The following is an 18,455-nucleotide window of genomic DNA, read 5'->3' as shown; positions in this document are numbered from 1 at the left end:
CATGAAAAATGTCCGCTGTCAAGTCCTTCATTCAGACATGCAGTGGGGAAAAAGCTCTTACAGGGCAATAGGTTAGGCTAGATTTCAGCCGCTGAGTGCTCTTGCTGCTTTTCGAGCTAGGTGCTGCATAGGCGCTTCGCGGCGGTAAGCGTGGGGGCGCCGCGGCGGGCAAGATCGCACCATCATAGTCTCGCCCTGCCGCAAGCCCCGTCAAAAGCGAAAGCGCAGTCAGTGGACTGCGCTTTCATCGTGAAGGGGTAGCGGATGCGTCCACATCGTCAACCCTACTTCAGGGTATGGCCTTGCTCCCGCCACCCTTCCTGAATCCCCGGTCGCCGGCCATGAACGCCTCCAGCATAAGAGGAATCAACGTAGTGGCATCGACTGCCTCGCCATACGCCTGCGAGTGCGCCACGGCATAGCGGTCGAGATCAGCTTTTAGGCTGACCGGGCACAAAAACGTGAGCTTCGTGCTCTCGGTCTTGGGTAGCGGCCCAAGCCGCAATTTCTTGGAGGTGTTCATTTCGCCGCTCCTCTCTGGACGAAAAGCGGCTGGTACGGTCGCAGCATCAGGTCACGGTTGACGATGATCCGCACCGGCAGGCCCGGCCGCCCCGTCAAGGTCGGCTGAATGTTCATGTTGCGCCGGGTCATCTCCTGGCCGACCTGATTGATGCTGTCCTGCGCGCTGTCGCGCCCGGCAATCACGATGCGGTTGCCGTTCTGCCGGTTCTCCGGCGCGGCCAGCTCCGCGCCCACGCCCAGCAGTGTCGTCAGCGCCGCACCGGCAAAGACGCGATCCCAGTGCCAATCGACGCCATCCTCCAGGCCGGAGTAGCCGGCCGGGTCGGTGCCCGCGAGGTTGTCGAGCTTCAGCGAAGACGTGTCCGGCAAGATGATGCGGTTCCACACCAACTGCACGCGGCTCTGCCCATAGCTCACCTGGCTGTTGTACTTGCCCATGAGGCGCGAGCCCTGAGGGATCAACAGAAACTTGCCGGTGGCCGAGTCGTAGACCGACTCCGTCACCGTGCCAATCACGTCGCCCGGCAGGTCAGACTTGATGCCTGTCACCAGCGCCCCGGCGATCACCGTCCCGGCCATCACCTGGTACGGCGAGGTCGGCATTTGCAGATTGCCGGAATTGCGGGTTTCCGTAGAACCGCCTTTCAGGAAAGCCTCTTTCTGGTCTTGCCGGTTCTGCACGGCGGTCGGGTCGGCAGGCAGGGCAGCCGTCGAGGCCGGCCCAGCGGCCAGCGGGTCGAAGCCCGCCAAGGTCGATGCCGGGCCAGCCGCTTGCGCATTCGCTGGCGCTGCGGTCTTGCCGGGCGTACCAGAACGGAAGAACACCGAGGAAGCCGCTGCCGCTTCGGCTTCCTTGCGCCGAGCGTCCTCCGGGTCGTGGCCCGGTGGCGCATACGTGGGTGTCACCGGCTGCTGCGCCTTCACGATGGCAGGGCCGAGATCGCCCGGCAGCGGCGGCCCCAGCTCCGGCACCTTCGGCAGCTTGGAGTAATCCGAAGGCAGGCCATCCAGCCCCTCGGACTTCGAGACTCGATCCACGTTGTAAAGCTCGGTCTGCTCGCCTGCGCCGCGCCGATGTGGCTGCAATGACCAGATCGTGGCCCCTAGCACGGCGACCGACAGGCCGCCCGTGAGCATGGCCAAGGTGCGCCGATTCAGACGTGTGACCGGGCGCGGCTGGGCGCGCAGCGCCACCGCCTCGGGCGCGACCTTGCCCGCCTGTGGCGTGCCAAGATCGCGAGTGTCGTCCTGGCTCATGGTCAGTTCCTCCGCGTGCCACCGGAAACGCCATCGGTGCGCTCGATCCGCACCACATCGCCCTTGTCTCCGCCCAGGCGCAGTTCGGCCGCACCGAACAGGCGATCCACGATGTAGTACGGCGCACGGAATCGGTAGTTCACCAGTTGCCCATCGCCCTGCGCGCCGATCACGAACAGCGGCGGCAGCTCGCCCTGCGCGATGCCCGGCGGGAACTGGATGTAGACCTTCTCGCCATCGTCGAAAGCGCGCAGCGGCTTCCACGGCGGATTGCTGCCACTGACCGCATAGCGAAAGCGGATCTTCTCCAGCGACAGGCCAGCATCGACCGGCGCGGCGGCGCTGGCCGCCTGCGCCTGGCGCTGCAAGGCCAGCATCTTGTCCTTCGGATACTCCCAGGACACCGACGCCATCCACGTCTTCTCAGTCGAAGTCAGTTCAATCAGGTACGTGCGCCGGCTGGTCGTGATGACCAGATTGGTCTTGAGGCCCGAGCGGATCGGCTTGACCATCACATTGACGCGCAGCGCATCGCCGCTGCCGCTCGATGTATCGCCCACGATCCAGCGCACGGTATCGCCGGCGGCCACCGTTACCAGTTCCTCACCGGGCTGGAGCGCGATCACCGTCACGCGACCCACGGCCGCATAGACCTGATACAGCGCGCCATCGGTGAAAGGCCACACCTGAATCGCGTTGACGTACCCCTCGCGCGTGGGCGCGATACGCGCCTCGGCGTTGGCGCGGGACACACGCACGGTTTCATCGGCAGGTTCTGCTGCGGGCTTGGCATCCGGCACAGGCTTCATCTGAGCCGGCATCGGCAGCACTTGCGGCATGGCCACCACCTCCACCGGCGCAGGCGGCTCCGGTAGCGGCTGCGCCTGTACCGGCTCGTCGAGCGAAATGGACGGCGGCGGCTTGCCCTGCGTGGCGCAGCCCGCGAGGGCAAGCAGCATGATCGGCAAGACGGATTTACGGAAAAGATCATTCATGGTTTTGCTCCTTCGTTAGCTTCCAGTTCGCGGCTCCACGACAGCCCGTTGACGTAGATGCCCAGGGGGTTCTTGCGCACACGCTGCTCGGTGCGCGGCGTCTGCTGCACGATGGACACGACAGCGTTCCAGCGTTCGGTGCGGTCCAGCGCACCGTTGACGAAACGGGTCTCCGTCCAGCGCACGTTGAACGACGTATCGCTCGCGCGAGTCACGCTGCTGACCTGCACCGTCACCGACTCCTTGCCAATGCGCGCGAACGGATCGTTCACGCGGGCGTACTCGTTGAGCACCACGGCGCCCTTGTCGGTCGTGTAGTCATAGGCATCGAGCCAGTTCTGCCGCACCACGATGGGGTCGATGGACAGCGAGCGCACCAGACCGATGAAGCGGCCGAGGTGGTAAGCAATCTGCGCATCGCTGGGCCGGTACGGCGTGGCCGCTTCGCCGACAGCGCGCACCTGACCCGAGTTGTCCACCTCGATGACGTAGGGGGTGACGATGGACTGCGCGGAACGCCAGACCAGGCCACCGGCCATCAGTACGGCCAAAGTGAGGCAGCCGAAGGCCATGAGCCGCCAGTTCTTCGCCTGTGCGCGGGCCGAGCCGATGCGCTCGTCCCAGGCCTGGGCAGCGGATTGGTACGGGGTAGCAGGCTGCGGTGTGTTGGCATAGCGCACCTGCGGTCTTTTGAATCGCATGGAAGTTCTCCTTCAAGATCAGGAATCGGAATCACGCAGGCTTGGCCCCTGGCTGGAGCTGCCGCCGTCGCCGCCGCGCAGCGTGTGGGCGGCGGTCGTCGCGGCATGGGTGAGTTGCTGCCTGCGGTGCAGGCGCTTGGCCCAGGCGGGTTGCTCGGTGGATGGGGCTGTGGCGGGAGCCTCGCTTGCGGCCTGTGCGGCGCCGCCCCCCGACGCCGATCCGGCGTCATCGGGCCGAAAGGCCGCCGCCATGCGCTCCTTCATCGACCGCGCCCCATCGGCGACTTTCTGCCCGGCCGCCTGCGCGCCGGTCTTGGCAACATTGCCCACGCCGGCGGCGGCACCCTTCAGGCCGCCACCGGCCGAAGTGGAGCCCGCCTGGTACGCCGACTTGGCGCTGCTGGCGGTCGATGCCATCGAGCGGGCGGCGGCGGGTGCCATGCGTGCCCCGGCCGCCACTGCGCTTCCGACGCCGGTAGCCGCGGCACCGACCGCCACGGCGGTTCCGGCTGCGCCGATGGCAGCACCGGCCATCGCGCCCGCGCCGAGCTGTGGCCCACCGGACACCAAGCCTGTCGCAATGCCCGGCCCAAAGATGCCCAGGGCCAGCAGGGACAACGAGGCCAGCATGATGACCAGCGCCTGGTCGATGGACGGCTCGGAACCGGGCGGTATCCTGAATTCGGCGAATAGCCCCGAGCCGATACCCACGATGACGGCGAGCACCAGCACCTTGATGCCCGAGGACACCACGTTGCCCAGCACCTTCTCGGCCATAAACGCTGTCTTGTTCCAGAGGGCAAACGGCACCAGCACGAAGCCCGCCAGCGTGGTCAGTTTGAACTCGATCAGGGTGACGAAGAGCTGCACCGCCAGCACGAAGAAGCTAACGATAACCACCAGCCACGCGAGGAACAGCACGACGATGGGCGCGATGTGGATGAACACCTCGGGGAAGCCCGCCATCTCCCTGATCTGGTCGAGGATCGGCGCCGCTGTGTCGATGCCGGCCTTGGCCAATCGACCTGGTTGCAAGAAGTTGCCCATGCTCAAGGTCGAGCCGCTGGCTGTCAGGCCAAGACCCGCGAAGGAGCGGAACAGGACACCGGCCAGCATGTTGAAGTTGCCGATGATGTAGGCGAAGGCACCGACGTACAGCACCTTGCGGATCAGCTTGGCAATCACGTCCTCGCCCTGGCCGGTCGCGTGCCCCATCGCCCAGAACAGCCCGGCGAGCGTCATGTCGATGACGATCAGCGTGGCCGTGAGGAATGCGACCTCGCCGTGCAGCAGGCCGAAGCCCGAGTCGATGTAGCGCGAAAAGACATCGAGAAAATGGTCGATGACCGAAATGTCATTCATGGCGAGTCCTCCTGCACAGGCGAGGCCGTGGCCACCGCATTGCTGTCCTCTGCGGGTTCATCGAAGCTGGGCGGAATCGGCGGCAGATCGGCCAGCGTCTGGTACTCATCTGGCCCGGTCTTGCCGGAGAGAAAGCGGCGCAAATCGGCCTGGGCCACCTGCGCGCAAGACGCGTCGTCGAGCTGGCCCGCGCGGCATTGCTCCTTGAGCAAGTGCAGCCGCGACGGATCTGCCGAGAGCGCATCGACCGAAGGCCCCTCCTGCTGGCCGCAGCCGGCCAGCAGGAGCACGAAACCGCAGAGAGCAGGCACGCGGGTCATGACAGCACCCGTCACCGGCCGTAGAAATCGACGGACTGCGGTGTGTACGGCGTGCCTTCGCCCAGGAAGCGCCGATTCACCTCGCGGCCACGCTCCACAGCAGCGGCCTGCCGTGCCAGTTCCAGCGACGCAGCGCGATCCTGGGTGATGCTCAGGCGCTGCGTCTGGATGGACTGCTTGGCTTGCAGGGCCAAGAGCTGGTTCATGGCCTGCATCGCCTGCAAGGCACCCACTGCCGATTGGCTCTTGCCCACGAGGTCGGCCAGCACGCCTTCGTCGTCGCTCAGGTTCTGTGAGGCCTGGGCCTGCATCTGCATGGTGGTCTGCAAACCATTGAGCGTGTTCTTCCAGCGTTCCTGCGTATCGCGGTACATCTGGTCGCCGCTCACGGTGGCGGCGTATTGCTCGGGATACAGGCGCTGGAACTCCCGATCCAGATTCGTCACGTCATAGGCCAGGCCCTTGGCTTGCGCGATCAGCCGCTGGGTGGTCGCCAGATTGGCGCGCAACTGGCCCACCACGCTGGACGGCAGGCTGGCCAGGTTGCGCGCCTGGTTGATGAGCATCTGCGCCTCGTTCTGGAGCTGCTTGATCTGGTTGTTGATCTGCTCCAGCGTGCGGATCGCGGTCAGCGTGTTCTGCACGAGGTTCGTGGGGTCGATCACGACCCATTGCGCCTGCACGGCGGTAGCGGTGCAAAGCATGGCCGCGACGGCGGCGGCGAGAAGACGCTTTTTCATGATGGGTTCTCCTGGGGGTGGGTGGACAGGAACGAGGACAGCAGGTCGGCGGCCCAATGCAGGCCACGGTGGCGCAGCCACGCGGCTGCGAAGGGAGAGGAATCGGAATGCGCAGCGGCAAGCACCGCGTCGATGTCGCGCTGGTCTTGCGGCGTGGAAGCACCCGCGAAGGCCAGCGTCGCGGCGCCCAGGTCGAGGTCAAACAGGCGATTGCCGAGACGCGATTGGTAGTAGTAGTCGCGCTTGGGCTGCGCGGTGGCGACAATCTCGATCTGGCGGCTGTTGAGGCCGAAGCCTTCGTAGATCGTGCGAATCTGCGGCTCGGTCGCCTGCGGGTTCGGCAGGAAGATGCGGCTTGCGCAGCTCTCGATGATGGCCGGCGCGATGCTCGAATCCTTGATGTCGGCGAGGCTCTGCGTGGCGAAGATGACGCTGACGTTCTTCTTGCGCAGCGTCTTGAGCCACTGGCGGATGCGCGCCGCAAACACCGGATCGTCAAGGAACAGCCACGCCTCGTCGAGGATCAGCAGCGTGGGGGCGCCGTCAAAGCGTTCGTCGAAGCGCGCAAAGAGGTAATGCAGCACCGCCATGACGGCGGCCTTGCTGTGCATCAGCTCCTCCATCTCGAAGCACTGCACGTCGGCCATGCCCAGCCGGTCATGGTCGGCATCCAGCAGCTTGCCGTGCGCGCCGCCGAGCACATAGGGCGCGAGGGCCTGCCGCAGTGCGTTCGATTGCAGCAGGACGGAAAGCCCTGTCATCGTGCGCTGCTCCACGGGCGCACCGGCGAGACTGCCGAGCGCCGACCAGATCGCTGCCTTCTCGTCAGGGCCAACCGCGACGCCTTCATGCCGTAGCCGGCCTTCGATCCATTCGGCCGCCCAAGTGCGGTAGCCCTCGCGGTCGATACGGGCCAAGGGCTGGAAGGCGATCTCGCCATCCATCCCGAGGTCGTAGTGCTCACCGCCCAGGCCCAGGATGGTGGCGCGCATCGAGCGCCCCATGTCGAAGGCGAAGACGCGCGATCCGCGATAACGACGGAACTGCATCGCCAAGGTGGCGAGCAGCACCGATTTGCCCATGCCCGTGGGGCCGGCCACCAGCGTGTGGCCCACATCGCCGATGTGCGTGACCAGCCGGAACGGCGTCGCGCCCTCGGTGCGGGTCACGATCAGCGGCGGGCCGTCGAGATGCGCGTTCTTCTCTGGCCCGGCCCATACGGCGGACACCGGCACCAGATGCGCCAGGTTCAGCGTCGAGACGATGGGCTGGCGGACATTGGCGTAGGCATGACCCGGAATCGATGACAACCACGCATCCACCGCATTAAGCGTTTCGGGAATGGTGACGAAGCCGCGCCCCTGGATGACACGCTCCACCATGCGCAGCTTCTCGTCGGCCACGGCGGCATCCGCGTCCATGACGATGACGGTTGCCGTCAGGTAGCCAAAGGCCACCTGGTCGCTGCCCAGCTCCTGCAAGGCAGCATCGGCATCGGCCGATTTGTTGCTAGCGTCGGTATCGACCAGCGGGGATTCCTGCTGGAAGATGGTTTCGCGCAATAGCGCGATGACGTTCTTGCGCTTGGCGAACCATTGGCGGCGCAGGCGAGAAAGCTCTCTTTCCGCATCGGCTTTGTCCATGCAAAGGAACCGGGTTGACCAGCGATAGCCAAAGCTGAGGCGGTTGAGGTCGTCCAGAATCCCCGGCCAGGTCGAGGTGGGGAAGCCCCGCACCGTCGCCACGCGCAGGTGCTGGTCGCCCAGCATCGGCGCCAGACCACCGATCAGCGGCGCGTCGGCCAGCAGCGCGTCGAGGTGGAATGGCACTTCCGGCACGCCCACGCGGTATCGCCGTGGGGAAATGGTCGAGTGCAGGTAGGTCAGCGTCTGGCTGTCATCGAGCCACGCAATCTCCGGCATCACGCCATCGAGCAGGTCGAAAATCCGATCCGTCTCCGCGACGAAGGCGGTCAGGCGCTCACGCCAGTCCACTCCCTCGGTCGGACGGTTCTCGTACAGCATTCCGGCCGCACGAGCGCGGGCTTCCTCCGGCGGCAGGTACACCAATGTCAGGTGGTAGCCGCTCTCGAAGTGGTTGCCCGAGTCCTCAAATGCGGCGCGGCGTTCTTCATCGACCAGCCAGGACAAGGGCTCCGGGAAGTCCGAGTGTGGGTAGCCGGCAGCAGCTCGCCGTTCGGCCTCGATGAACAGCGCCCAGCCCGAACCGAGCCGGCGCAGCGCGTTGTTCAGCCTCGCCGACGTGGAAATCAGTTCGCCCTGTGTCGCGCTGTCGAGGTCTGGCCCCCGAAAGCGCGCAGTGCGCTGGAAGGAGCCATCCTTGTTCAGCACGACTCCGGGCGCGATCAGCCCGGCCCAGGGTAGCCAGTCGGCCAGCAGCGCGGGCCGCTGGCGGTATTCGGCAAGGTTCAGCATGGCATCACCTCACACGTCCAGCAGCGGCCGGTGCTTGATGTGGCGGGCGAAGACCTGCATGAACTGCGGATCGACACGAGCGCCCCAGACCGCCAGCGCATGGCCGACGATCCAGAGCACCACGCCCGGAATCCACATCTGCAAGCCCAGGCCCACGGCAGCGGCCAAGGTGCCGTTGGTGATGGCCACGGTGCGCGGGGCACCGCCCATCAGAATCGGCTCGGTCAAAGACCGATGCAGCGGCACCTCGAAGCCAGGCATCCCATCGTGCGGGCCGTTCATACGACGGCCCCACCGGAGAAGCTGAAGAACGACAGGAAGAAGCTCGAAGCCGCGAACGCGATCGATAGGCCAAAGACGATCTGGATCAGCTTGCGGAAGCCGCCCGAGGTATCGCCGAAGGCCAGCGCCAGGCCCGTGGCAATGATGATGATGACCGCGATGATCCGGGCCACAGGTCCCTGGATCGACTCCAGGATGGATTGCAGCGGGCCTTCCCACGGCATCGACGAACCGGCGGCCTGAGCCGCGCCCGCAAGCAGCAGCATCAGCGCCGCGAGCATCAAGCCCTGCATGGCCGGGCGAGCCAGGCTATCCAGCCGCGGTGGCCGAGGAAGCGGATACGCGGAAAAACGGAAAGCAGGAACGATCATCTGCGTCATGGCAGTTCTCCAGAGTGGTCAGGGGACAGGGGGGGAAAAGTCGGACTGCGGCAGCAACTCCGGGAATGGAGCCTCCAGCGCGTCCGCCAGGTGATACCCAACGCCATCGAAGCCGACGACGCGAGCGATGCTCTCGATGCGGCGCTTGCGTCCGCGCCCGGCGATGTGGATGACCACGTTGACCGCTTCCGCGATCAGCGCACGGGGCGGGTTCACCGCCACTTCGAGAATCAGTTGCTCCAGGCGCAGCAGTGCGCCCAGCGCGGAGCCGGCGTGGATCGTGGCGATGCCGCCCGGATGGCCGGTGCCCCACACCTTGATGAGATCCAGCGCCTCGGCGCCGCGCACTTCGCCGACGATCACGCGATCCGGCCGAAGGCGCATGGACGAGCGCACCAGCTCGGTCATGGACACCACGCCCGCGCGTGTGCGCAGCGGCACGTGGTCGCGGGCCGCGCATTGCAGCTCCACCGTGTCTTCGAGCACCAGCACGCGGTCGCCGGTGGCGGCGATCTCGGAAAGCAAGGCATTGGCGAGCGTGGTCTTGCCGGTGCTAGTGCCACCTGCGATCAGAATGTTCTTGCGCTCGCGCACTGCACGCACCAGCAAGCCCGCCTGCGCGGCGGTCATCATTCCATCCTCGATGTAGCGCGACAGCGGGATCACGCCAAAGGCGCGCTTGCGCAGTGCGAAGGCAGGCCCCGGCGCGGCCGGCGGCAAGATGCCCTCGAAGCGTTCGCCCGTCTCGGGCAGCTCCGCCGTCAACAGCGGCTGGCCCCGATGCACCTCGGCACCGACATGGGCCGCCACGAGCCGAATAATGCGTTCACCGTCCGCTTCGGACAGCTCCACGCCCATCGGCGCGCGGCCCGTGGAAAGCCGATCCACCCAGAGCGTCCGGTCGGGGTTGAGCATGATTTCCACCACGTCCGGGTCTTCGAGCGCAGCGGCGATCAGCGGCCCCATCGCTGTGCGCAACATCTGGATGCGGCGATCTAGCGAAACGGCGGTGAAGGAAGAAGGCGTGGTACTCATGACGTACGCTCCTGCACTTCACCCATGCGCGAAGGGTCGGGATGCAGTTCCTCCACCACGTCGCGCACCAGACTGCGCCCACGCAGCAGGTGGCGGCCCAACTGCTCCACGAACTGCTCGAAGCGGGCCTTGCCCTGGGCGCGAGCGGCGTCCTGATGTGCTTCGGGCACGGGTGTGCTGACCGTGAGGAAGTAGCGGATGAACAGCGCCAGCGTCTCGATCTGAATGTTCTGGTCGCGCTCCATGCGCTCGGCGTGGCGCGACAGCCGATCCAACCGTTTGGCAATGGCCGCCTCCCGCTGGTCGGCGGCATCGGGCGACAGCCACGATGCGAGTGCCGCCGCGACGATGCTGGACTTCGATACGCCTTTGGTGGCGGCCAGTTCGTCGAGCCGTTTGCTGTGCTCCGGCTGAATGAACACATTGAGGCGGTGCTGGGTCATAGGTCGATTCCGTCGTCAGGGTCGAGGGAAGCCAGCCGGGCCGTGCGTTGCAGGGCCGGATCGAACCGGCGCGGGAGGGGAAGCGGCATGTCGTCGTCATCGAGCAGGCCAAGGTCGGCCACGGGTGCGGCCTGCTCGGGGTCGTAGGCGACGGTTTCGGAAAGCTCGGGCTGACGGCGCGGACCACCGTCGTCGGTCGAACCCAAGTTCTCCAGGCCATCAGCGGACGCCGCGGCCGGTGCGGCGGGAATCGCCAGTCCGCTCCAGTCGTCGGGACGCGATGGCGGCGCGTCGGCGTATCGCTCGCTCGCCAGCGCGGGCGGCGGCAACACGCGCCGCTTGAAATTGCTGTCCGCGTAGTAGCGCAGCTTCTTGGCCTTGATCGGCGCCACGCTGGACACCATCACCACTGCTTCGTCGGGCGGAAGCTGCATGACTTCGCCCGGCGTCAACAGCGGGCGCGCGGTTTCCTGGCGCGACACCATCAAGTGCCCGAGCCACGGCGCGAGCCGGTGGCCCGCGTAGTTGCGCTGCGCGCGCAGCTCGGTCGCAGTGCCGAGCGTCTCGGAGATCCGTTTGGCGGTGCGCTCATCGTTGGTGGCGAACGTCACGCGCACATGGCAGTTGTCCAGGATCGAATGGTTCTGGCCGTAGGCTTTGTCGATCTGGTTGAGCGACTGCGCGATGAGGAAGCTGCGGATGCCATAGCCAGCCATGAAGGCCAACGCCGTCTCGAAGAAGTCGAGGCGTCCGAGTGCCGGAAACTCATCGAGCATCAGCAGCAGCTTGTGACGACGCTCGATGCCGTCGCTGCCATCGAGTGATTCGGTGAGGCGCCGGCCGATCTGGTTGAGGATCAGGCGGATCAGCGGCTTCGTCCGCGAAATGTCCGAAGGCGGCACCACCAGGTACAGCGACCCCGGATGCTCGGCCGCGATCAGGTCGGCAATGCGCCAGTCGCAGCGCGAGGTGACTTCGGCCACCGTCGGGTCGCGGTAGAGGCCGAGGAACGACATGGCCGTGGACAACACGCCCGAGCGTTCGTTGTCCGATTTGTTGAGCACTTCGCGCGCCGCCGAGGAAACGACCGGATGCGGGCCATCGCCGAGATGCGATGTGGTCATCATCCGATGCAGCGTCAGCTCAAAGGGACAAGCCGGGTCGCTGAGGAAGTTGGCGACACCGCGCAGCGTCTTGTCTTCGCCCGCGTAGAGCACATGCAGAATGGCCCCGACCAGCAATGCGTGCGAAGTCTTCTCCCAGTGGTTGCGCTTCTCCAGCGCGCCATCGGGATCGACCAGGATGTCCGCGATGTTCTGCACGTCGCGCACCTCATGCGCGCCGCGCCGGACTTCCAGCAGCGGGTTGTAGGCCGCCGACTTGCTGTCCGTCGGATTGAACAGCAGGCAATGCGAGAAGCGCGAACGCCAACCTGCGGTGATGCTCCAGTTCTCGCCCTTGATGTCGTGGATGACGGCAGACGCTGGCCAAGAAAGAAGCGTTGGCACCACCAGGCCCACGCCCTTGCCTGAGCGCGTGGGCGCGAAGGTCAGGACATGTTCCGGGCCCTCGTGCCGCAGGTACTGCTGCCGATGCAGGCCGAGGAACACGCCTGCAGGCTGGTCAAGGCCCGCCTTGTGAATGTCCTCCGCGTTGGCCCAGCGCGCCGTGCCGTAGGTCGTGACCAGCTTGGACTGGCGCGAGCGCCAGATCGACATGCCGATGGCAACCACCACCGCGATCAGGCCGCTGCCTGCGGCAATGGCACCGCCCACGTCGAATACATGCGGCGCGTAGGCGTCGAAGAAGAACCACCACTCGAACAGGCGCCAGGGGTGATAGACCGGCGTGCCGAGGAAATCGAACCAGGGCGAACCCAGGCGTAGCTGGTAGCCCAGCGCCGCTGCTGTCCATTGCGTGGCGCTCCATACGCCAGCGATCACGATGCCGAAGACAACGGCAATCTGACCGAACAGCACGTTCGTTCCTTGCATTGGCCAACCTCCCGCTACGGCACAGGGACATGCCGTAGTGCCGAGGATCAAGGCGAGCGTGCAGGTCGGTCAAAGACCGTTATAGCGGGGATTCAGGCCAAAATGGCCAGACTTCTTGCTGTGGCGAAGGCAATAAAAATGCCGCATGCGCGAGCGCGCTGCGGCGTGATGAGGTAACAGCAAGAACTCTGTCGCGGCCAGGCGACGGCGCGGGGCGCTATTTGGATTGCTGTTCCGGCCGATCGCCGAAGAAACGCCGGTTGGCGGCTTCGGCCGCACGGCGGCAGAGTTCTTCTCCTGCCTTCGCGCGGTCTTCCTTGCACAGGCGCTGGACTTCTTTGAGGCGCTCGGGATGGGCAACGAGGAAGTCCACGGTTTCCGTCGGTTGGGATGGTCCACAGCCCGTCAGTGCGGCAACCATCAGCAGCGGCAGGAATCGGGTCATGGCTTGGGTCCTTTCAGCAGGTGGATCAGGAGTCCTCGGCGGCGCTGGAGCCATCCGCCGAATCAATGGAGGCCACTCGTTCGATGAACCGGGCCAGCATTTCGGAGGGCTCCACGTCACGGTGCAGCAGATACGTGGCCAGCATCTGCGGCTTGCCCGCCAAGCGCCGGGCCACAACACCTGGCCCACGGCCGGATGCAATGTGCGCGGCGCCCGCCAAACCGAGCGCCAATCCGGCTGAGACCAAGGTCATCATCACCTCATAGGACGCCACGCGCTGGGCGATCAGTGGCTGTTGCTCGTAGCGCTGCAAAACGCGATCAACTTGGCGTGCATGGCCTTCGCATATCGCCGGATCGCATAGCGCCAGCGGATAGCGCAACACTTCTTCCAACGGCACGTGCTTGTGGGCCAGAACAGGATGGCGAGCTGGGACCGCCACCATCAGTTCGTCTTCCCATGCAGGCCTGACCACAATGCCGTCGCCCACCTCTTCGGCCATCGAAAAGCCGACGTCATACAGGTCATCGTGCAGACCCTTGATCTGTTGATCCAACGGCACCTCAAATAGCCGAACATCAATCTCTGGATCTTCCGCTCGGCACTGTGCCAGCAGCGTCGGCATTCGCGAGGGCGTGATGCCATCGGACAAAGCGATGCGCAACTGTCGCTGAAACCCACTGGCGGCGGACTTGACGCCGTCACACGCCTGTTTCAGAGCTTCGAAGATTCGCGGCACCCGCTCCAGGAATGCCATTCCGGCAAAGGTCAGGCGGGTGCTTCGCGTGGTTCGCGTGAACAGTTGCGCCCCGAGCTCTTCCTCTATCTCCTTGATGGTGCGCGACAAAGGGGACTGATCGATGTGCAGCTTTTCCGCTGCGCGGCCGAAGTGAAGTTCTTCGGCCACCGCTATAAAGCAACGTAAATGCCGAAGCTCCATGGTGTATCTCATCCAATTTAAAAGGCCTTGACGAATTCCGGCACAACTGCGAAAAGGTCCGCCTCCAGCCCGTAGTCGGCCACGCTGAAGATCGGGGCCTCGGGGTCCTTGTTGATCGCCACGATCACCTTGGAGTCCTTCATGCCGGCCAGGTGCTGGATGGCGCCCGAGATGCCGGCGGCAATGTACAACTGCGGCGCGACGATCTTGCCCGTCTGGCCCACTTGCAGGTCGTTGGGGGCGTAGCCCGCATCCACGGCAGCACGGCTGGCGCCGATGGCAGCGCCCAGCTTGTCGGCCAGGGGGGTGATGACTTCGTCGAACTTTTCCTTGCTGCCCAGCGCACGGCCACCAGACACGATGATCTTGGCGGCGGTGAGTTCGGGGCGGTCGCTCTTGGCGATCTCGCTGCCCACGTAGCTGCTCTTGCCAGCGTCGGCGGCCGCAGCAGCGGTTTCGACAGCGGCGCTGCCACCCGTGGCGGCGGCGGCGTCAAAGCCGGTGGTGCGCACGGTGATGACCTTCACGGCATCAGCAGACTGCACGGTGGCGATGGCGTTGCCGGCGTAGATGGGGCGCTCGAAGGTATCGGCGGAGATGACCTTGGTGATGTCGCTGATCTGGGCGACGTCGAGCTTGGCAGCCACGCGCGGGGCCACGTTCTTGCCGCTGGCGGTGGCGGGGAACAGGATGTGGCTGTAGTTGCCGGCACCACTGCCATGGAGTGCCAGCACCTGGGCGGCCACGTTCTCGGCGAGGCCGTGGGCCAGGCTGGCGCCGTCGGCGTGGATGACCTTGGCAACGCCGGCGATCTGGCTGGCTTGCTGTGCGGCAGCGCCGGCGTTGTGGCCGGCCACCAGCACGTGCACGTCGCCGCCGCAGGCTGCGGCGGCCGTCACGGTGTTGAGCGTCGCGCCCTTGATGGTCGCGTTGTCGTGTTCAGCGATTACGAGTACGGTCATGTCAGATCACCTTCGCTTCGTTCTTGAGTTTCTCGACCAGGGCGGCCACGTCGGCCACCTTCACGCCGGCGCCGCGCTTGGCGGGTTCGCTGACCTTCAAGGTCTTCAGGCGCGGGGCCACGTCCACGCCGAGGTCTTCGGGCTTGACGGTGTCCAGCGGCTTTTTCTTGGCCTTCATGATGTTGGGCAGCGTGACGTAGCGCGGCTCGTTCAGGCGCAGGTCGGCGGTGATGACGGCGGGCAGCGTAAGGCTGAGGGTTTCCAGGCCGCCGTCCACTTCGCGGGTCACGGCTGCCTTGTCGCCGGCGATCTCGACCTTGGAGGCGAAGGTGGCTTGCGGCAGGTCGGCCAGCGCCGCCAGCATCTGGCCGGTCTGGTTGCAGTCGTCGTCGATGGCCTGCTTGCCCAGGATCACGAGGCCGGGCTGTTCATTGTCGATCAGGGCCTTGAGCAGCTTAGCCACGGCCAGCGGCTGCAGTTCTTCATTGGTCTCGACCAGGATGCCGCGGTCGGCACCGATGGCCATGGCGGTGCGCAGCGTCTCCTGGCATTGGGACACGCCGCACGAGACGGCGACGATCTCCGTTGCCGCGCCTTTCTCCTTGAGCCGCACAGCCTCTTCGACGGCAATCTCGTCGAAGGGGTTCATGCTCATTTTGACATTGGCGATGTCCACGCCGCTGCCATCGCTCTGGACGCGGACCTTGACGTTGTAGTCAACCACCCGCTTGACGGGAACCAGGATTTTCATGGGAGGGTTTCCTTTCAGGATCATTCAGAGTTGATCATCCGCCAGGGCCAGCGTGCTGGCGGCGCCGCCCGTGACGATGTCGCGCAACATCGGCGCCTGCACTAGGACATGCGCTGCGTAGTGGCTGGCCGTGGCACGCTTGGCGCCGAGAAAGCCCGCATCGCCAGATCTCGCCGCGAGTTGCGCAGTGGCGGCTTCGGCCATGCGCGCCGACAGCCAGCCGCCGATCACCGTGCCCGCCAGCCGCAAGAAGGGCACGGCGCCCGCCGCGCACTGCGCGGGTTGGTCGTCGTGGGCCAGCAGCCAGTCGGCCGCGTCCCCCAGCGCACGCGCCGAAGCCGCTAACACGCCGCCGATCTGCGCCAGCGCGGCATCGGGCATCTCGGCCAACCGGCGCGCATCGCCGTCGATGCGGCCCAGCAGTGCCTTCAGCGTGCGCCCGCCCTCGCGCGCCAGCTTGCGGCCAATCAGGTCGTTGGCCTGGATGCCCGTCGTGCCTTCGTAGATGGTCGTGATGCGCGCGTCGCGCAAGTGCTGTGAGGCGCCGGTTTCCTCGACGTAACCCATGCCGCCATGCACCTGCACACCATCGGACGTGATGCCCTGTGCGCTGTCGGTGCACCAGCCCTTGACCACCGGGATCAGCAGGCCGACCAGGGCCAGCGCCTGCTCGCGCTCTTGCGCGTCGGCGTGGCCTGCGGCGCGGTCCATCTGGCCGGCGCAGAAATAGGCCAATGCGCGCATGGCCTCGGTGCGGGCCTTCATGTCCATCAGCATGCGCCGCACGTCCGGGTGGCCGGCGATGGTGGTGCTGCCGCTGAGCAGTGGCTTGCCCTGCACCCGCTCCAGCGCGTAGGCGCGTGCGCGCTGGTAGGCGCGCTCGGCGATGCCCACGCCTTCAAGGCCGACGTTCAGCCGCGCATGGTTCATCATCGTGAACATGCAGGCCAGCCCCTGGTTCGGCTCGCCGACCAGGTAGCCGATCGCGCCCCCGCAGTCGCCAAAGCTCATCGACGCCGTGGGGCTGCCGTGGATGCCCATCTTGTGCTCGATGGAGGTGCAGGCCAGGTCGTTGCGTTCGCCCAGGGAGCCGTCGTCGTTGACCAGGTACTTCGGGCACAGGAACAGCGAGATGCCTTTCACGCCGGGCGGTGCATCGGGCAGGCGCGCCAGCACGAGGTGGACGATGTTCTCGGCCATGTCGTGCTCGCCCCAGGTGATGAAGATCTTGTTTCCGCTGACGCGGTAATGGTCGCCTTCGGGCACGGCGCGACTGCGCAGCGCGGCCAAGTCGGAGCCTGCTTGGGGCTCGGTGAGGTTCATGGTGCCGGTCCAGCGGCCCGCGACCATGGGCTCCAGGAAGCGGCGCTTGAGTGCGTCGCTGCCATGGTGCGCAATGGCTTCCACCGCGCCCAGCGTGAGCATCTGGCACAGGCTGAACGCGAGGTTGGACGACTTCCACATCTCCAGCACGGCTGTGGACACCAGCGTGGGCAGGCCCTGGCCGCCCCATTCGGTGGCAGCGGGCATGCCGTTCCAGCCGTTCTCGCAGAAGCTGGCCCAGGCTTCGCGAAAGCCATCGGCTGGCGTGACCTGGCCGTCGTGCCAGCGCGCGCCCTGCACGTCGCCGGTGCGGTTCAGCGGATCAAGCACGCCGGTGGCGTAGTGGGCAGCCTCCTGCAGGATGGCCTCGACCAGGTCGGGCGTGGTTTCTTCATGGCCCGGCTGGGCACAGATCGCATCCAGGCCTCCGACTTCCTTCATCGTGAACAGCATGTCGCGCAAGGGCGCGGCGTAGGTAGACATTGCTTACTCCTCTTTGTGGGTTCAACCCGTCTGCCCCATAGGGCATACATCCATGCATGACCCTACCCACCAGGACAAGGCCCGGTCGATCAACCGCTTCAGGGCGGCTGAATTTCTCAGGCGGCTTACGACGCGATTAGTTGGTATGACAAGATTTCTAGAAGCCGCTGAAGCGTGTGAAGTTCTCGACCGGCTCACGCTCGGTGCGCACGCGGTTCACCACGGCCGCCGGGTCGGCATAGCCCAGTGCCATGCCGCACAGGACCATCTGCCCGTCCGGGATTTGCAGGGCTTCAGCCAGAAGGCGCGGGTAAAGGGTCCACGCCATCTGCGAACAGGTATCCAGGCCTCGTGCGCGGGCCGCCAGCATGATGTTCTGTAAGAACATCCCGTAGTCCACCCAACTGCTCTGCACCATGCGCCGGTCCAAGGTGAAGATCAAACCGACCGGCGCATCGAAGAAGGCAAAGTTGCGTGCATGTTGAGCGCGCATGGCATCCGTATCTCCCTTGGAGATTCCGACTGCGGCATAAAGAGCGAAACCGCACCGACGCCGCCTGGTCAGGTAGGGCTCGAAGAACTCGGCCGGGTAGATGTCGTATTCGGACTGGTGCTCTCCCTCTTCATGGTGAAAGGCGTGCAATACACGGTCGCATAGGCGCTTCCTCGCCTCGCCCGCCACGGCAATGACATGCCACGGCTGGGTGTTGGTGCCACTGGGCGCGCTGGCTGCCACCGACAGAATCTGGGCCACCGCTTCTTGCGACACCGGGGTCGGCAGAAAGGCGCGCACGGAACGACGTTCGCGCATCACCGCATCAATCAGCATGTTGCGCAAAGGCACGGCGCAGACAGACATTCACTCTCTCCTGGTTGCTGGGCTATTCGGGTGAGCACACCGACATGCCGTTGCCGAAGAAGCATTCATGCGAATGCATCGATGCCGAACGTCCACGGGTCGTCCCTGGGTGTGCTACCAAGCGGTATTCTGGGCACTCGGCACATACGCGTCTTGCCCGCCAGTGCATGGCGAGTTGACTTTGTATGCACAAGGCAAAATCCGGTTGACCGCAGCCGGACGC

The 18,455-nt window shown here is 65.5% G+C and carries 19 protein-coding genes; all 19 read right to left on the bottom strand.

Going from position 1 to position 18,455, the window contains the following annotated elements; all coding sequences use genetic code 11:
• Nucleotides 1–289: 289 nt before the first annotated feature.
• The gene (locus FZ983_RS32940) at nt 290–523 is read right to left on the bottom strand and encodes a DUF2274 domain-containing protein (protein WP_017407699.1); all 234 of its coding nucleotides are present in this window, start codon (nt 521–523) and stop codon (nt 290–292) included.
• Nucleotides 520–1,782, bottom strand: coding sequence for a TrbI/VirB10 family protein (locus FZ983_RS32935; protein ID WP_017407700.1), 1,263 nt, complete (start codon nt 1,780–1,782; stop codon nt 520–522). Before FZ983_RS32935 ends, FZ983_RS32940 begins: the two co-directional genes overlap by 4 nt.
• A gap of 2 nt (nt 1,783–1,784) precedes the next feature.
• The gene (gene trbG / locus FZ983_RS32930) at nt 1,785–2,777 is read right to left on the bottom strand and encodes a P-type conjugative transfer protein TrbG (RefSeq protein WP_035884620.1); all 993 of its coding nucleotides are present in this window, start codon (nt 2,775–2,777) and stop codon (nt 1,785–1,787) included.
• The gene (gene trbF / locus FZ983_RS32925) at nt 2,774–3,478 is read right to left on the bottom strand and encodes a conjugal transfer protein TrbF (protein ID WP_035884621.1); all 705 of its coding nucleotides are present in this window, start codon (nt 3,476–3,478) and stop codon (nt 2,774–2,776) included. Before trbF ends, trbG begins: the two co-directional genes overlap by 4 nt.
• 18 nt (nt 3,479–3,496) lie before the next feature.
• Nucleotides 3,497–4,840 carry a P-type conjugative transfer protein TrbL gene (gene trbL, locus FZ983_RS32920; RefSeq protein WP_035884622.1) on the bottom strand — a complete coding sequence of 448 codons (1,344 nt, stop codon included), beginning with the start codon at nt 4,838–4,840 and terminating at the stop codon, nt 3,497–3,499.
• Nucleotides 4,837–5,160, bottom strand: a complete 324-nt coding sequence (locus tag FZ983_RS32915) for an EexN family lipoprotein (protein ID WP_017407589.1) — start codon at nt 5,158–5,160, stop codon at nt 4,837–4,839. The genes trbL and FZ983_RS32915 overlap by 4 nt, the downstream gene beginning before the upstream one ends.
• A gap of 11 nt (nt 5,161–5,171) precedes the next feature.
• Nucleotides 5,172–5,900: a P-type conjugative transfer protein TrbJ gene (trbJ, locus tag FZ983_RS32910; protein WP_035884623.1), complete on the bottom strand. Its 729-nt coding sequence runs from the start codon at nt 5,898–5,900 to the stop codon at nt 5,172–5,174.
• On the bottom strand, nt 5,897–8,335 hold the full coding sequence (trbE, locus tag FZ983_RS32905) for a conjugal transfer protein TrbE (protein ID WP_035884624.1): 2,439 nt from the start codon (nt 8,333–8,335) through the stop codon (nt 5,897–5,899). Before trbE ends, trbJ begins: the two co-directional genes overlap by 4 nt.
• Before the next feature lie 9 nt (nt 8,336–8,344).
• The gene (locus FZ983_RS32900) at nt 8,345–8,617 is read right to left on the bottom strand and encodes a VirB3 family type IV secretion system protein (protein ID WP_017407881.1); all 273 of its coding nucleotides are present in this window, start codon (nt 8,615–8,617) and stop codon (nt 8,345–8,347) included.
• Nucleotides 8,614–8,997: a TrbC/VirB2 family protein gene (locus FZ983_RS32895; protein ID WP_035884625.1), complete on the bottom strand. Its 384-nt coding sequence runs from the start codon at nt 8,995–8,997 to the stop codon at nt 8,614–8,616. The genes FZ983_RS32900 and FZ983_RS32895 overlap by 4 nt, the downstream gene beginning before the upstream one ends.
• A gap of 18 nt (nt 8,998–9,015) precedes the next feature.
• Entirely contained in the window at nt 9,016–10,032 is a 1,017-nt protein-coding gene (gene trbB, locus FZ983_RS32890; protein WP_086919669.1) for a P-type conjugative transfer ATPase TrbB, read from the bottom strand.
• Nucleotides 10,029–10,475, bottom strand: a complete 447-nt coding sequence (locus tag FZ983_RS32885) for a CopG family transcriptional regulator (protein ID WP_017407929.1) — start codon at nt 10,473–10,475, stop codon at nt 10,029–10,031. Before FZ983_RS32885 ends, trbB begins: the two co-directional genes overlap by 4 nt.
• Nucleotides 10,472–12,469 carry a conjugal transfer protein TraG gene (locus tag FZ983_RS32880; protein ID WP_035884626.1) on the bottom strand — a complete coding sequence of 666 codons (1,998 nt, stop codon included), beginning with the start codon at nt 12,467–12,469 and terminating at the stop codon, nt 10,472–10,474. Before FZ983_RS32880 ends, FZ983_RS32885 begins: the two co-directional genes overlap by 4 nt.
• 217 nt (nt 12,470–12,686) lie before the next feature.
• Nucleotides 12,687–12,914, bottom strand: coding sequence for an EexN family lipoprotein (locus tag FZ983_RS32875; RefSeq protein WP_016452519.1), 228 nt, complete (start codon nt 12,912–12,914; stop codon nt 12,687–12,689).
• A 25-nt stretch (nt 12,915–12,939) separates the two neighbouring features.
• Complete coding sequence (locus tag FZ983_RS32870) at nt 12,940–13,854, bottom strand: LysR family transcriptional regulator (RefSeq protein WP_016452520.1); 915 nt, start codon at nt 13,852–13,854, stop codon at nt 12,940–12,942.
• Between the two features lie 17 nt (nt 13,855–13,871).
• Entirely contained in the window at nt 13,872–14,816 is a 945-nt protein-coding gene (locus FZ983_RS32865) for an FAD-binding protein (RefSeq protein WP_026382503.1), read from the bottom strand.
• A gap of 1 nt (nt 14,817) precedes the next feature.
• On the bottom strand, nt 14,818–15,567 hold the full coding sequence (locus FZ983_RS32860) for an electron transfer flavoprotein subunit beta/FixA family protein (RefSeq protein WP_035884627.1): 750 nt from the start codon (nt 15,565–15,567) through the stop codon (nt 14,818–14,820).
• 24 nt (nt 15,568–15,591) lie between these two features.
• The gene (locus FZ983_RS32855; protein ID WP_016452523.1) at nt 15,592–17,373 is read right to left on the bottom strand and encodes an acyl-CoA dehydrogenase; all 1,782 of its coding nucleotides are present in this window, start codon (nt 17,371–17,373) and stop codon (nt 15,592–15,594) included.
• Nucleotides 17,374–17,530: 157 nt separating this feature from the next.
• Complete coding sequence (locus FZ983_RS32850; protein ID WP_016452524.1) at nt 17,531–18,232, bottom strand: nitroreductase; 702 nt, start codon at nt 18,230–18,232, stop codon at nt 17,531–17,533.
• Between the last annotated feature and the right edge of the window lie 223 nt (nt 18,233–18,455).

Origin of the sequence: Azospirillum sp. B21 (assembly GCF_008364825.1) — a bacterium.
Classification (GTDB): Bacteria; Pseudomonadota; Alphaproteobacteria; order Azospirillales; family Azospirillaceae; genus Azospirillum.
This window is presented reverse-complemented; position numbering and strand designations above follow the sequence as displayed.

Excerpts from the sequence above, each read along its gene's own strand:
- FZ983_RS32860 (WP_035884627.1), bottom strand. The coding sequence starts at position 15,567 with ATGAAAATCCTGGTTCCCGTCAAGCGGGTGGTTGACTACAACGTCAAG.
- FZ983_RS32940 (WP_017407699.1), bottom strand. The coding sequence starts at position 523 with ATGAACACCTCCAAGAAATTGCGGCTTGGGCCGCTACCCAAGACCGAG.
- FZ983_RS32855 (WP_016452523.1), bottom strand. The coding sequence starts at position 17,373 with ATGTCTACCTACGCCGCGCCCTTGCGCGACATGCTGTTCACGATGAAG.
- trbB (WP_086919669.1), bottom strand. The coding sequence starts at position 10,032 with ATGAGTACCACGCCTTCTTCCTTCACCGCCGTTTCGCTAGATCGCCGC.
- trbF (WP_035884621.1), bottom strand. The coding sequence starts at position 3,478 with ATGCGATTCAAAAGACCGCAGGTGCGCTATGCCAACACACCGCAGCCT.
- FZ983_RS32895 (WP_035884625.1), bottom strand. The coding sequence starts at position 8,997 with ATGACGCAGATGATCGTTCCTGCTTTCCGTTTTTCCGCGTATCCGCTT.
- trbJ (WP_035884623.1), bottom strand. The coding sequence starts at position 5,900 with ATGAAAAAGCGTCTTCTCGCCGCCGCCGTCGCGGCCATGCTTTGCACC.
- FZ983_RS32885 (WP_017407929.1), bottom strand. The coding sequence starts at position 10,475 with ATGACCCAGCACCGCCTCAATGTGTTCATTCAGCCGGAGCACAGCAAA.
- FZ983_RS32870 (WP_016452520.1), bottom strand. The coding sequence starts at position 13,854 with ATGGAGCTTCGGCATTTACGTTGCTTTATAGCGGTGGCCGAAGAACTT.
- trbE (WP_035884624.1), bottom strand. The coding sequence starts at position 8,335 with ATGCTGAACCTTGCCGAATACCGCCAGCGGCCCGCGCTGCTGGCCGAC.
- FZ983_RS32865 (WP_026382503.1), bottom strand. The coding sequence starts at position 14,816 with ATGACCGTACTCGTAATCGCTGAACACGACAACGCGACCATCAAGGGC.
- trbL (WP_035884622.1), bottom strand. The coding sequence starts at position 4,840 with ATGAATGACATTTCGGTCATCGACCATTTTCTCGATGTCTTTTCGCGC.
- FZ983_RS32880 (WP_035884626.1), bottom strand. The coding sequence starts at position 12,469 with ATGCAAGGAACGAACGTGCTGTTCGGTCAGATTGCCGTTGTCTTCGGC.
- FZ983_RS32900 (WP_017407881.1), bottom strand. The coding sequence starts at position 8,617 with ATGAACGGCCCGCACGATGGGATGCCTGGCTTCGAGGTGCCGCTGCAT.
- trbG (WP_035884620.1), bottom strand. The coding sequence starts at position 2,777 with ATGAATGATCTTTTCCGTAAATCCGTCTTGCCGATCATGCTGCTTGCC.
- FZ983_RS32935 (WP_017407700.1), bottom strand. The coding sequence starts at position 1,782 with ATGAGCCAGGACGACACTCGCGATCTTGGCACGCCACAGGCGGGCAAG.
- FZ983_RS32875 (WP_016452519.1), bottom strand. The coding sequence starts at position 12,914 with ATGACCCGATTCCTGCCGCTGCTGATGGTTGCCGCACTGACGGGCTGT.
- FZ983_RS32915 (WP_017407589.1), bottom strand. The coding sequence starts at position 5,160 with ATGACCCGCGTGCCTGCTCTCTGCGGTTTCGTGCTCCTGCTGGCCGGC.
- FZ983_RS32850 (WP_016452524.1), bottom strand. The coding sequence starts at position 18,232 with ATGTCTGTCTGCGCCGTGCCTTTGCGCAACATGCTGATTGATGCGGTG.